10 protein-coding genes and 2 pseudogenes are annotated in these 12959 nt (G+C 62.5%); 2 read left to right on the top strand and 10 right to left on the bottom strand.

Annotated elements, in window-relative coordinates:
• The first annotated feature begins 372 nt into the window (after positions 1-372).
• Together H483_RS28415 and H483_RS28420 are read left to right on the top strand one after the other, a co-directional pair.
• Entirely contained in the window at positions 373-783 is a 411-nt protein-coding gene (locus H483_RS28415; protein WP_152427945.1) for a hypothetical protein, read from the top strand.
• Between the two features lie 66 nt (positions 784-849).
• Entirely contained in the window at positions 850-1884 is a 1035-nt protein-coding gene (locus H483_RS28420) for a hypothetical protein (protein ID WP_152427946.1), read from the top strand.
• 621 nt (positions 1885-2505) lie between these two features.
• Here the strand turns inward: H483_RS28420 and H483_RS38730 are convergent.
• The 10 genes and pseudogenes from H483_RS38730 to H483_RS28450 form a co-directional block, all read right to left on the bottom strand.
• Positions 2506-4047 carry an RNA-directed DNA polymerase gene (locus H483_RS38730; RefSeq protein WP_081615169.1) on the bottom strand — a complete coding sequence of 514 codons (1542 nt, stop codon included), beginning with the start codon at positions 4045-4047 and terminating at the stop codon, positions 2506-2508.
• 398 nt (positions 4048-4445) lie between these two features.
• A complete protein-coding gene (locus tag H483_RS38735) occupies positions 4446-4976 on the bottom strand; it encodes a GNAT family N-acetyltransferase (protein WP_081615170.1) in 531 nt (176 codons plus the stop codon).
• Between the two features lie 74 nt (positions 4977-5050).
• Entirely contained in the window at positions 5051-5452 is a 402-nt protein-coding gene (locus H483_RS28425) for a GNAT family N-acetyltransferase (RefSeq protein ID WP_238556285.1), read from the bottom strand.
• A gap of 280 nt (positions 5453-5732) precedes the next feature.
• Positions 5733-6350 (bottom strand): AAA family ATPase, encoded by a 618-nt coding sequence (locus H483_RS38740; protein ID WP_193746868.1) that lies wholly within the window; start codon positions 6348-6350, stop codon positions 5733-5735.
• Positions 6351-6760: 410 nt separating this feature from the next.
• Positions 6761-7513: an ATP-binding protein gene (locus tag H483_RS28430; protein WP_017836697.1), complete on the bottom strand. Its 753-nt coding sequence runs from the start codon at positions 7511-7513 to the stop codon at positions 6761-6763.
• A 469-nt stretch (positions 7514-7982) separates the two neighbouring features.
• Positions 7983-8147 (bottom strand): annotated as a pseudogene (locus tag H483_RS40560) (IS21 family transposase); the annotation flags it as partial.
• A gap of 7 nt (positions 8148-8154) precedes the next feature.
• A pseudogene (gene istA / locus H483_RS40565) lies at positions 8155-9075 on the bottom strand (IS21 family transposase); the annotation flags it as partial.
• Between the two features lie 515 nt (positions 9076-9590).
• Complete coding sequence (locus H483_RS28440; protein WP_017836698.1) at positions 9591-10745, bottom strand: hypothetical protein; 1155 nt, start codon at positions 10743-10745, stop codon at positions 9591-9593.
• A gap of 824 nt (positions 10746-11569) precedes the next feature.
• A complete protein-coding gene (locus H483_RS28445) occupies positions 11570-11851 on the bottom strand; it encodes a hypothetical protein (RefSeq protein WP_017836699.1) in 282 nt (93 codons plus the stop codon).
• 41 nt (positions 11852-11892) lie between these two features.
• Positions 11893-12627, bottom strand: a complete 735-nt coding sequence (locus tag H483_RS28450) for a hypothetical protein (protein ID WP_017836700.1) — start codon at positions 12625-12627, stop codon at positions 11893-11895.
• Positions 12628-12959: the final 332 nt, after the last annotated feature.

Consider the following 12959-nt stretch of genomic DNA (forward strand, 5'->3'; position numbering starts at 1 on the left):
GATTGGGAGACACACCCTAGTGGGTCGCTGGTTGTCTGGAGCTGCATGGGTGGCCTCTTTCTCGGCCCGTCGGGCCAACCACGACCTGAGATCAACCCTCGGGCTGTGGGCTGAGACCATGGCCGCCTGTCAACGGATGACACCAGACGGCTACGACAGACGTCACGAGCCTGATTCTCCCGTACTGAATGTCTTGCGGCCAGTGAAGATGCGGACAGCCGTATCGACGAACGAGGGCCCTCAACTACCTTGCTTGGTCGGATCCGCCGAAGGATCCAGAGCGATGCCAGAAGCCAGTCCCAGACCGACCCCGAGATCGTCGGGAACGCCATCCGGCTGCACGGCACCTTGCTCGAGGTGACAATGGCACTCATGGACACGCGGCAGGCGCCCGATGACTCGGGGGACATCGGCCGTGACGGTGCGCTGGAATCGAAGATCGGGCCGTTCTACACCCCCGCTTCAATGGCCGAAGTCCTGGGCATCTCTCTGGCCGAGACCATGCGCCAGCTTGAGGCAGGGGAAGTACTGGGCGCCCAACTGGAAGACGGTGCGTGGGTATGTCCGACATGGCAGCTCACCAAAAACTCGGTCCGCCCCGAGCTCCTGGCCCTCTGGAGGGTGCTGGTCAAGAGCGCCGATGAGTGGACCGCTCTGCTCTGGATATGCACCCCGCACCCCGATCTGGACAACCAGTCCCCGCGGCAGTGGGTCGAAAACGAGCAGCTAGCAGAGCTGGCCGAGACGCTAGCTGCGCACACCGCCTCACGCTGGGCCCAGTAAACCAATGGTCCACGCGAGTTGACTCAATCCAGCGTCCGGTAGCCCGCGAGGTCAGACACTGAGAGCGTGGCGCACTCGGATCCCATCAACCCCACCCAGCTCGCCGTGTTGAAGTGGGTCGCAGACGGCTTCCCCGACGGGGTGATGCCAGACGGCGGAACACACAAGACCAGCGCGAAAGCCCTCCAATGGAGGCGACTGCTCGAGATCTCGACCAAGGGTGGCACATGGTCGGCGACACTCACTGACGCTGGCCATCACTACCTGACACACGGCAGCTACCCGGACGGGCACTGGACCAAGCGAAAGCGTGGCGCCGCACCGTCGAGCAGACCACAACCAGAGCCTTCGGCAAGGTCAAGAACTGCCGATTCGCCGCGGCCCCCTCGGGCCACGGTCACCAACAAGAAGCTGCAGCCTGTGGAACAGTCGATCGCTGACGTCGTGGCCGCCGGCGGCCGGCTCGAGGTCGTGCGCACGGCCGACAAGGGCCCGAGCTACGAGGCTCTGGTCAAGAGCGCGATCCGGTTCAACAAGGTGCCGGCCGGCAAGATTCTCGTAGTTGAGCGCGGGGCGCGGTGGGGTGAAGCCACGATCGTCTTGACCGACCCGCCGGAGTGGATGACAGTCGCGCTCGAACCGATCCCAGTGCCAGAGCGGGTAAGCAAGTTCGACTCCGCACTGACCCAGGTCCGCGCCGACGCAACGGGGAAGCGGAATTCGCCATTGCGTCAACGCGGTCACCGGATTCTTCACGCGATCGCCACGGCATGCGCGGCTCGCGGCTTCGAAGTGGCCGCCGCGGTCAGTCGGGACCGCTATGGCAACCACACCCAGCAGAGGCCACCACATGACCTGGACATCACAGTCTCGGGCCACACCTTCACGGTCTCGGTGACCGAACCCACCAAGAGGGTCGAGCACCAGCCCACCTCGGCAGAGCTGCGGCAGGCCGAGAAGTACTCCTGGACCCCGTATCCGAAGTACGACTACGTTCCTGCCGGGCTCTTAAAAGTCGAGGTGGGCGGCGGTCCTGCGGTTCGCCAGGGAACCTGGACGGATCGGGATGGCTCGTTGACCGACGTCGCGCAGATCCTGTAGGAAATCGAACTTCGTACTGCCCACGCTGAAGCCCGGCGGCTCGAACGCGAACGACAAGAGCGTGAGAAGCGACAGCGGTGGGAACAGGCGATGGACGTTGCCCGCCAGCGCTACGCCGAGCACCTCCGCGCGCACGTTCTAACCGAACAGTTGGACCGCTGGCGCTGGGCCCAGGAACTGGATATGTACTTGGCGGCAATGCGCGCCCGCGCGCAGACACTTCCCGTTGAGGAGCACCATGACGCACACCAGTGGATCGCTTGGGTACAGCAACATCGTGATGCCACTGATCCACTGACGGGAGCGTTGACGATGCCGCCGATCCCTGACCCTAAGCCGGAAGACCTCAAACCGCACCTCGGTGGATGGAGCCCATACGGACCGGAATCAACACTCGGATGGAGGAGCTAAACGCGAGACCGCCCCCGCGATCGGCAATGAGGCCGTTGAGCGGCACCGGGCCGGCACCACGTCCACAAAGCCCGGATCCAGTTAGCAATAGCAGCGGCACGAACCGATTCACACTAGAGCTTGGCCCGCGAACCGGGCCTCCCAGGAAGTCGGGAGATTATGGGCCTCTACAGGGGAGCGCTGCACGGTGGGGCCCGACTCATCCAGTGCTCAATTGGATATCTTGGAAAAATAGACGTTACGGCGCCTCAGTATACTCATCCATGTCTTCTCTTGGTTCGATATGTCGGAATCGCTCAACAAATTTACGCGCCAGAGTTCGTACCTGACCAGCCAGTGACGCTCGTAATCGGATGGGCATACGTAGTCCCAGTTCTTCACCTGAGATACCACTGCAGGTTGATGCTCGGTACAGTAATTGACCAATGCTACAGAGACTAGGTCATCGTTCATGCTTAATAATTTGCTGCAGGTTGTATCTGAAATTGAGCGTACAAGTACGCTTCGGATGATATGAATCAGCCAAAGCGCAACGTCGGTTTCATCGCGATCTGCGGCGCTATCCAGTTGCTCGGTGAGTCTCTGTTCGAAACGGTCTGCATCGTCGGTGGAAAGTGTTGGCATCGCCAGCCCCATCTGCCGCGCCAAGAATGGTGCCAGGTGCGGATGATATTGGCACAGGCGAACTAGTTCGTCGATTTCGAGTGTCGAGACTGGCGCATTTTCGTCCTCGTGAAGGCCGGCTAGTAGCTTCACCGCCAGTTTTAAGACGGACTTCGACCTAAACTCTGCCGCGAGAGATTCGCATCGTCGGAGGTATCTTGACACTTTGGCTGGAGCTGGTTCGTCGGGCAAAGCTGAATAGATTATTGAAATCCAATCTTCATGGTCGCCGAGATGTAGGTCATAAATTTGTGTCTTCTTAGTGTTGATGTCGAGGCGGTATTCCCCAAGCGCTCGATGCAAGTCGACGACGAACCGCTCGGCGTCGGATCGGTCAAGGCAGTAGGCGGTGTAGTCATCAACGTATCTGGTGAAGACGTGGCCGTGGGATAGCAGAGTCTCATCAACCTTCTGAAGGACGATTTCGGCCAGCAAGTTTGAAACTGCGGGCCCAATCATTAAGCCCTTCGTTTCACCGTCCTGAATATTTCTCGAGCGCGCGTCTAGAAGGGCTTGCCAGGAGCCATCGTTTCGGAGCCGTTTTGCGGTCGCCTTTCCGCGAAGCGCCCAATCTATTGCGTGTGCATAAATGCTAGGGAAGCAGCTGCTAATGTCGGCCTTGGCTAGAAAGTGATTACCCTGCGCTAGCTGAGTGTGTCTGGTGAGGATTCGTTCGGTGGTCTCGTAGTCCATATGAATTATGCGGCCGTCTTCATGCCACTCTGGCTTAATGTGTGATTGATCGCTATTTGTCAAGAATGAGAGAAGTGGCCAATTGCTGCGGAGGTGCATCACTAGTCTCGAATATGTAACCGGGTGGGGCACTCCAAGTCGTCTTACCAGGCCGTCGAATCTGCGAGTGCGAAGTTCGACCCAAGCAGTTGCGCTGAGTTCTCGGTCAGTGAGACCGGCGAGTTCTGTTGCAGCCTCTTTTGAAAAGCTGTTGCTCGTGAAGAGCGGAGGCAACTCTTCGCCTTGAGTCTTGACGTTTGGAAAGTATTGAAGTTCAAGGAGGGCGCGAGTGAGGAAATTCTCGTCGAGTGTGCCCAAGCTTAGAAGAGAGGCGATGTCAAAAGGGTTTGCTGGCATCAGGTCATTTAATCACGCTAGTGTCACGCATTGGAAGTCATATCAAGGTCGGAAATTGCTGGTGCTGCTGCGTTGTCGCTCGCCCTCATTAACGGGAGGAGATGTTGGCACAGTTGGCCAGCCAGTTGGACCAGTGCGCTACGTTCCGCGGGCTCCGTCCCCGGGTGGATTCTTCGGGAAGCTGACTCGTCAAGCTGAGAGGTGGCCGGTGCCACGTGCTGTCAGTGGCGAGGATTCTGCCAAGTTCGTGACAATCGGCGACTGACAAACTGATGACAACGAGCTGGTTGGCCGGCAGCGTGCTGACAAGCTGTTGGAGAACCGACACCGCTGTCGGTTGCCAATGTCGGTTGCCGAACAGTTTGTCAGTTTGCCAACTGCGTGTCAGTAGCGTGCCACTAGCTTGTCAGCGAAGGCAGCCGGCCGAGTGTCGATGAGTCCATCTTCGCGGTGAGACATCGGCAACGCGTCCCGGCTCTCTGCCCGGCACGGGACAGCCAACGAGGACGGCGGAAGCCAGCGCAGCGATCAGCCCTGCCAGAGTGGCCACCACGCTCCCAGCAGGCACTGCCGCCCAGGTCCGTTTCAACGCTCAAGCTCAACGATGCCAGCCCCCGCTGTCGTGCGGCCCCGATCAGCGCGTCAAGGAGTCGGGACCCAATTCCGTGTCCGCGCCAACCCCGCACGACCCCCATGGCCAGCTCGGGCGTGGCGGCATCGACGTAGCCGTAGCTGGGATCGCTCTCTGGGAGCAGTCGCACCCAGGCTGCCCCCACGGGCGCTACCTCGTACAGCGCGACCACGCCAAGGTCCCCGTAACGCGGCCAGCCCACGACGTAGTGGGCAAGCTGCGGTTCACGCAAGACCCCTGCGACGCGAACGACGTCGTCGCGGAACTCCCTGGGGTACGGCTTTGGCACGGTACACATATTTCCAGCGGCGAGCCGAGGGGCGGCTACAAACCTCTCGGCAGTTGAGATGGATGTGCGCCCCTGAGCGCCTCCTACTGATCAAGCTGCTTGAAGTATCGCGCTACGGGCCACGGCTCGAAGCCGATCGACTCGTACACTCTTCGCGCAGGCGCGTGCCCGCTATCGCCACCCGTCTCGACCATCACCATTGCCATGCCCGCCGCGCGAACTCGAGCGAACGCGTGCTCCAGGAGATGACGCCCGACCCCCCGTTGCTGATAGTCGGGATCAACGGCGATGACAAACACCTCGCCCATCTTGTCGTCAGGGTGCAAGCGAGTGCACACCCATCCGATTGGCCGCCCCTCATCAACCGCGACATCGACGTTCTCAGGTTCGTTGTCAAGCACTTCTGACAGGTCCTTGAGCTGCCTTTCACGCCACCCATTTGGGTAGAACGCGCTGTACACGAAACCCGGCACTTCGTTTCTCACTATCGGGAAGACTGGTTCCCAAGCTCGGAGTGAGAGGTCTAGTAGCGCAGACCGGTGCTCTGGGGCGTAGCTGATGATTCGGTGCATCCAGATCTCCTAAGGTGGACACGCTCTCGGAAGAACGCCACCGTGGCCGTGATGGCGTGACCTTCAACTTCGTTTAGAGGGATTTCTCAGCTTCATACGGCGGCACATTTCTGATAGGCCGAGAGGCTCGAAGGTGAGCGCCTGTTGCACGCAATCTAATCGAGCCGCTGACTGGTAGTCGCACCCGATCTGCTCAGGCCAAAGGTGAACGGATAGCCGAGACTCGCAGCGCTGCCGTACGGATAGCCCTGGCCGCATGGAACGAGCGGTCCGGGCGAATGTCCAAGCCAGCGACCTTCGCGATTTCGTCGGCGACCTGCTGCACGGTCCGGTTGCCTGTGTCGATATGCACCCCGAACTCCGGCGCGGATAACGCATCGAGTGTGGCGCCAGCTTGTTGCTGGGCGTAGGAGGCGATCACGTCGCCACGAGATCGGAGACGCCTACGCAGTTCGTGGAGTTGCAGTGACAGCGTGACGTGAAAAACCCGGTGCTGCGATGCCCGTACGGGATCGAGTACTTGAGATAGGAGAAGACTGTCGGCGGCAGTTTGGGGAGCAATGATCGTCGCCCCTGTGCGATCGAGGATGTCGATCAAAGTGGATGAGACGGCAGAGGTCCAGGCGTCGAGGGTTCGGTAGTCAGGCCTCTCGCTACGCGGGTACATCCGGCGTAAGCCGAAACCAACATGTTCCGGATCGGCGAGGTGGGAGTGCGGCACACGACGGACCAAATCAGCGGCAACATGAGTCTTGCCACTGCCATGGGCACCGTTGATCCATATAAGCGTGCCGCGTCGCTGGTCACTCATTACGCAGACCGTACTCAGTTCGACTGAGACTGGGGCGCTGTTACAAGACATTTCGATACGAGTACCAAGGTCCTTCGAGGTGGTTTACCGCTAACCCTTTGACCTCGGGATCGAAGGTGGGTGGGACCAGCCCCTTGTGAAAGAAGGCTCCGGAGTCGGTCGAGCCGACCGAAGTGCAGCCCTCTCGGAGACGCTGGAAAACTGTCAGGAGCGAGGATTCTGCCAACTTCGTGACAATCGGCCCCTGGCAATTTGCTGACAACATGCTGCTGGATCGGCACGAAGCTGACAAGTGGTGAGTATTTGGAGGCTTGGGGGCCACCGGATATTGCGTCTGGGGGCCAGCGGTATTGCCGTTGGGGGCCGGTGATCGCGTCGGTGGGGACCACCGGCCCCGTCTCGGGGATTACTTACTGACTCCCGGCGGCGGCCGCATGCTCGCGCATGTTGTGGGTGCCGGTGTCGATCCAGATCGTGTTGTGCACGATGCGGTCCATGACCGCGTCGGCGTGAACTCCGGAGCCCAGGCGCTGGTGCCAGTCCTTCTTGGGGTACTGGGTGCAGAAGACGGTCGACCCGGTGTCGTAGCGCCGCTCAAGGAGCTCGAGGAGCATCCGGCTGATCGTCTCGTCGGGATGGTCGAGGAGCCATTCGTCGATCACCAGCAGGGAGAACGCGGCGTACTTCTTCAGGAACTTGTTCTGCCCCTGGGGTCGATCTTTAGCCAGGGCCCACGCTTCTTCGAGGTCGGGCATCCGGATGTAGTGCGCCCGGAAACGGTGCTGGCAGGCCTGCTTGGCCAGGGCGCAGCCGAGGTAGGACTTTCCCGACCCGGTGAACCCCTGAAAGACGACGTTCTGCTGTCTCTGAATGAACGAGCAGGTGGCCAGCTGCGCGAGGACGGCCCGGTTTAGGCCGCGCTCCTCAACCAGGTCCACCCGCCGCAGATCGGCTGCCGGGTAGCGCAGGTTGGCCCGGCGGATCAGGCCGTCGATCTTGGAATGGTTGAAGCTCTCGTGGGCGTGGTCGACGACCAGCTGCAGCCGCTCGCCGAAGCTCATGCCGACCACGTGGTCGTCGTGTTGCGCTTCCAGCGCCTCGAGCAGTGGCTGGGCGCCCATCTCGCGGAGCTTGCGCTTGGTCTCGGAATCGATGCTGCTCATCGGGCGCTCCTGGCGTAGTAGTCGGCGCCGCGGACGTACCCGCCGGCCTGCTCGGCCTCGGCCGGTGGTGGCCGCAGGGCGGCGGTCTTGTCCTGGCCGGTGGCCAGATCGGGTGGATATGCGCATACCGGGGCGAGCGCACCGGCCCGGTCAGCGCCAGCGCGCACGCAGCGTCGACCCGCTCGGCTGAGAACCGCCGCGAAAGGCGCAGCACCGCCAGGGCGGCGTCCAGGCCCTGTTCGTCGACGGGCACGGATTCGAAGATCCGGTTGACCACAATCACCGCCGCCGGCCCCACCCGCTCGGCCCACGCCCGTACCCGGGGCGCATCCCACTGCTGGTACTGGCGGCCGGCTGGCAGGTCGGCATCGTTGGTGCGGTACTCGCCTGAGGCGCCGGCGGGCAGCAGCAGGTGGCTGGAGATCCGCTCGGTGCCGCGGTAGATCTCCAGCGTGCGGGCGGTGATCCGCAGATCGACCTTGGTACCGATGTGCGCCAGCGGGGCCGAGTAGAAGTTCCGCTCGAACACCACGTGACCATTGCGGCCCACCCGGCGGCCGTAGAGCCACCGGCTGATCTCGAACGCCACCGCCGGCAGCGGCGTGAGCAGCGGCCGCTCCTCGGCGGTGAACACGCTGAGTCTCGACCCGGGGCGTTTCTCCGAACGGTTCGCGGTTGTAGGCGTCCATCCGTTCGCCGATCGCCTCGGCCAGTTCAGGCACCGTGTGGAACGTCCGGGCCCGCAGGCCGGCGATCACCCAGGTCGCCACGTGCGCCACGGTGTTCTCGGCCCCAGATTTGTCCTTTGGACGGCGGATTCTTCCTGGTAGAACGGCTGCTGAGTAGTGGGCGGCCATCTCCCGGTACGCGTCATTCAGAACGATCTCCCCGTCGCGAGGGTGCTTGACCACGCCGGTCTTGAGGTTGTCGCACACGATCCGCGGTACCGACCCACCGAAGGCGTCGAACATCGCCACGTGCGCCCGCAGCCACGCATCCTGCTGCATGTCGGTCGACGGCCAGACGAACGCGAACCGGCTGAACGGCAGGCACGCCACGAACAGGTACACCTTCCGCCTCGCTCCGGTGACTGGATCGGTGAGCTCCATCGTGGGGCCCGACCAGTCAACCTCGACCGTCTGGCCGGCCTTGTGCCCGACGCGGGAGGCGGCGCCGGTGACCATCACGTATCGCTGGTAGGTCTTGCACCACCGGTCATACCCCATCGCCGGCGCTCTGGTGGCGGCGCAGCGGTCGATGTACTCGCCGTGCAGCAACTTCAGCGTGACCCCGACCCGGGCCATCTCACGGTGGACCTGCTCCCAGTCCGGCTGGGCGAACACGCTCTCGTGCTCCCCGCGGCCCGGGAACAGGCGGGCGTACACCTGCTCGTCGCTGAGCTCGGCGACGTCGTCCCAGCTCGTCTCGGTCGCATCGGCGGCCTCCAACACCGCCGCGATGCTCTTTCGGGACATGCCCTGCGAGGCGGCGATCGCCCGCCCGGACAGGCCCTCGGCGCGAAGCTGCAACACGAGCTTCGCCCTGATTTTCCGTACAGTCACGGATTGCTCCTTCCGCCGCGTGCCCTAAACACGCGGCGGAAGGAGCCTAGAAGCGGGTGGCTCCCACGGACGCTACTGCTGGCCCCCAAGCGCAATATTCGCGATCCCGGCCACTGGCCCCCAGAGGCGATACCGGTGGACCCCAGTGAGACGAATATTCAGGGAAACGTCTGATCGCACATGAGGTGGCACGCCTGACCCCCGATGACAGGCGCCACCACCGTGCCGAGTCTCACGTTGAAGACATAGCCACGTTCTTGCACGCGGCCGTCGAGTTTCTCCCGCCGTGGCAACCGGACCGCCAGGAGACCGCCGCCGCCCAGGCGGAATTGGCGATCCCGGCAGGACATGACCAAACCAGTGCTTCATGAAACCCGCAATGCTGTGCCGACGTCCCGAACGCTGGACCTAACATCCCGCGTCTCCAGGTAGGCGGGCGGCCGCGTTTAGTGCCCGAGACGTCCGAACTGCAGCTCGGGTCGCGAACGGAGTTGCCAGCCGCCAGGTTCCGCTGTTCAAGACTTGTGCTCGTCGACCGCTTTCGATGCGATGGCTCGCCAGTGGTTGACATCGCCTGTGTCTGGCCCGAAGACGGCGCCGTACGCCAGACCGATCTGCTCGGTATGAATCTCGACGTTGCTATTCGCGCGGTCGTAGACGGTGAGCGTCGCTTGGCTGGTGTTGTCGGGGTCGCGGGTGACTTCGACCTGGTATCGGTCATCGAGTCGGGACCACCACACGACCCAATCGCCGTCGGTGGCTTCGGTGCTGTCCCAGTCCATTACCGGTCCGACAGGCGCGGTGCGGATCGGCTGAGGCAGGCCAAGGACAGCACCGTCGAGACTGATCAATCCCGACTCGACGGCGGTGTGCGCCAACTCCCAGGGCATCGGCACATCGAGCACCGCCGACACCGTTTGCAGATACAGGTTCGAGCCCCACAGGTCGTCCCCGTGTCGTTGCCCGAGCCACATGCCGGTCAGGGCGGCATCGACCATCGCCCGCAGAGCCTCAGGCGTGGCCTCCGGAAAGAGGTGCCGAAGCGACAGCGCCCGGAGGTAGGCGGTCACTGGGCGGTACGCGCAGTCAGCGTCGACTCTGAAGCTGATCGTCCCGCCTCCAGCTTTGACTACGTGCTGCAGAGAGCACTCGCACAACAGGGACGACATGCTGAGCCCCTCGACATCCTGCCGGACCCAGGCGACGCGATGCCAGCCATCACCTGGCGGGACGTGCAACGCAAGACGTGAACCGGGCTCACCGCGCAGGGTGCTCGTCAGCTTCGCAGTGGGGACACCGCTGAAATCGGGCGGCCACGTCGACTCTCGCGGGACCCGCTGCTCGACATGAAACGGGAACTTCTCCGCCTTCACCTCGCGGAGTGAGGGATACCGGGGCGCGGTGCGTATCCGCGCCCACACCAGCGGCGACACCGTCGTCTCTGGGTCACCGTCGGCGATCGCATGGAGGAAGGCGGCATCGGCCGCCGGCCAGATGTTGAAGGTTTCGGTGGGTGCGTCGATGAACACAGCCGATGTGGACTCCAGGCCCGCCGCGTGCAGCGCGGCGAGTTCGTCCCACGGTCTGAAATGGCCCAAGTCTTGCCGCGGCAGGTCAACGGTGACAGTGGTCGCCTCTCCCAGTGGGTCGCTGCTCGTCTGGAGCTGCATCGGTGGCCTCCTTCTCGGCCCGTCGGGCCAACCACGACCTGAGATCAACCCCTCAGGCTGTGAGCTGGGATTGCGGCCGCCTGTCAACGGATGACACCAGACGGCTACGACAGACGCTAGAAACCTGATTCTCCCGTACTGATCGACTTGCGGCCAGTGAAGATGCGAACAGTCGTATCAACGAACGAGGCCCCTCGCCCACCTTGCTCTTTCGGAACCGCCGATAGGTCCAGAGCGATGCCAGAAGCCAGTCCGAGCGCGACCTCGAGATAGTCGCGAACGTCATCCGACTACACGGCCGCTTGCTCGGGGTGACAATGGCACTCATTGACCCGTCACCGGTGACCGATGGCTCGGGGGACATCGGACGTGACGGTGCACTGGACTCGAAGACCGGGCCGTTTCCGCCGGCTGCCCCGACGGGGTGATGCCCGCCCGAGACCCCGGTAAGTCCAGTGCCGAGGCCCTTTAAGGGAGGCGTCTGCTGGAGTTGAATGGCCCTGGCTCAGTCGGAGGGTCTTGCTGACTCAGTCGGCCTGAGGTTCGGTCGCCAAATCGGAACGGTACATCTGCCCATATTCAATGGGTAGCCGGTATTCGATCGCCAAGTGCAGTCGCTCGTCGCTGAACCACTTAACCCAGTCGGCGGTCTCGCGCTCAACCTTGTTGCGGCCGGTCCACCTGCATGGGAATCTTCTGACAGATCTAGTGGGGTTCATTCCGGAGCCCGAGACGCCCATACGAAGTCTCTTCGCATGGGCGTCTCGGGCCGTGTTTCCGGCGGTCCTGGCGCCGAGGGCCCAATGTCTAGCACATGACCGTGATCATCCGAGCAAAAGGAACCATGCCGCCAGGCAGCCGACCACAACCAGAATGCAATTGAGCGCGGTCGCACCGACTGCCATGCCGGTATGCCAACTATTCTTCGAGTCGAGGACTCTCCATAGGATCACGCTGGAAAGCGCCCCTAGCGCCATGGCCGGAAAGACGGGCGCGTCTGCCTGGGAGATCCCAGCGGAATGCAGTTGGTACGCCGTCCACAGCGACGACAAGACGAGCAAGATTGAAAACATGCCCGTCAGAGCTACGAAAGTCTCCTTCTTCATCCTTAACCTTCCCTCGCCGCCTGAATCTTCATTGAGGGTCGTTAGCACTGCGTACCCACGCCCCACCAGAATGCGCCAACTGCGGCCCCCGCAAGGGCGCCTGGCACACCTCCCAGAGCAGCGCCCCACAGTGCGCCGTGAGCGATACCCGCCGCACCCGTAGCTACCTGGCAGCCGTTAACGCCCTGCAGATAGTGGACCACGCCAGCCGCGTCTGAGACGGACCCGGCGTTAGGGCTGAAAGAACCGGCGAAGGGGTCGGCAGCATACGGTTGAACCGCGTACGCAGTCCCTTGGGTGTTGCTTGCGTTGCCCGAAAGGTAGACAGTTGAGTCCTCGAACTCACGAGGCATCTGCGGGTAGCTCTCCCGGACTTCGGCGGGCACCTCCTCAACTACGACCCCAAGTCGGTTCAGCTCCTGCTGGATCTGACGGATTTCTTCCATGGTTCCAGTTCGAGTGTGGCCGTTCTGGTTGGTGACCGCTACGAGATCAGTCTGCTTGTTCCACTCGATCATGTAGTGCTCGCTCGCGCTGACGACAACCCTCTCGCGGTACATCGAGTGCGAGTCTTCGAGGATCTGGGTGTGCGTCTCGGCGGCGGGGGCTGCAGCTTGAACCGCTGTGGGCGTCGCGCCGACTGGTTGAGCACCTACTATCAGCCCGGCGCAGATGAGCGAAACTGCGGCGGCGGAACGAACACGTTGCATGCGAATCCTCTCGAACGTGCCTGGGCCGGGGTGGTCCAGCAGCCCGTAAGTTATCAGCGTCCGCATCCTCTTTGGGGCTTCCTCTTTGCGGGCAAAGTCGGTCCTAATGGATCCGGAGTGCGTAGCGCGGGCCCACTGACGTCACGGTGAGGCGCAAGCTAGGGGAACTGGGGCGGTGCGCTGTGCCGCCGCTGGACAAGTACCCGTCGGTGGAGTTCTCGTGGTCGGGGTGCTCATCAAGATTGATCGGAGCGTGTCAAATCAAATGAGACGTGCGGTAGTCGGTTGAGCTTGGCTAGTTTCGGGTTCTCGGGCGGCGGGGTCGTTGATGGTCGCCTTCTCTGGGAGTCGGGGTGGGTGTGGTCGTCGGTTGAACTGTTCGGGGTGCTTGGCGTAGG

Source organism: Dietzia sp. UCD-THP (assembly GCF_000349585.1).
Taxonomy (GTDB): Bacteria; Actinomycetota; Actinomycetes; order Mycobacteriales; family Mycobacteriaceae; genus Dietzia; species Dietzia natronolimnaea_A.

Excerpts from the sequence above, each read along its gene's own strand:
- H483_RS28415 (WP_152427945.1), top strand. The coding sequence starts at position 373 with ATGGACACGCGGCAGGCGCCCGATGACTCGGGGGACATCGGCCGTGAC.
- H483_RS38730 (WP_081615169.1), bottom strand. The coding sequence starts at position 4,047 with ATGCCAGCAAACCCTTTTGACATCGCCTCTCTTCTAAGCTTGGGCACA.
- H483_RS38735 (WP_081615170.1), bottom strand. The coding sequence starts at position 4,976 with ATGTGTACCGTGCCAAAGCCGTACCCCAGGGAGTTCCGCGACGACGTC.
- H483_RS38740 (WP_193746868.1), bottom strand. The coding sequence starts at position 6,350 with ATGAGTGACCAGCGACGCGGCACGCTTATATGGATCAACGGTGCCCAT.
- H483_RS28430 (WP_017836697.1), bottom strand. The coding sequence starts at position 7,513 with ATGAGCAGCATCGATTCCGAGACCAAGCGCAAGCTCCGCGAGATGGGC.
- H483_RS28440 (WP_017836698.1), bottom strand. The coding sequence starts at position 10,745 with ATGCAGCTCCAGACGAGCAGCGACCCACTGGGAGAGGCGACCACTGTC.
- H483_RS28445 (WP_017836699.1), bottom strand. The coding sequence starts at position 11,851 with ATGAAGAAGGAGACTTTCGTAGCTCTGACGGGCATGTTTTCAATCTTG.
- H483_RS28450 (WP_017836700.1), bottom strand. The coding sequence starts at position 12,627 with ATGCGGACGCTGATAACTTACGGGCTGCTGGACCACCCCGGCCCAGGC.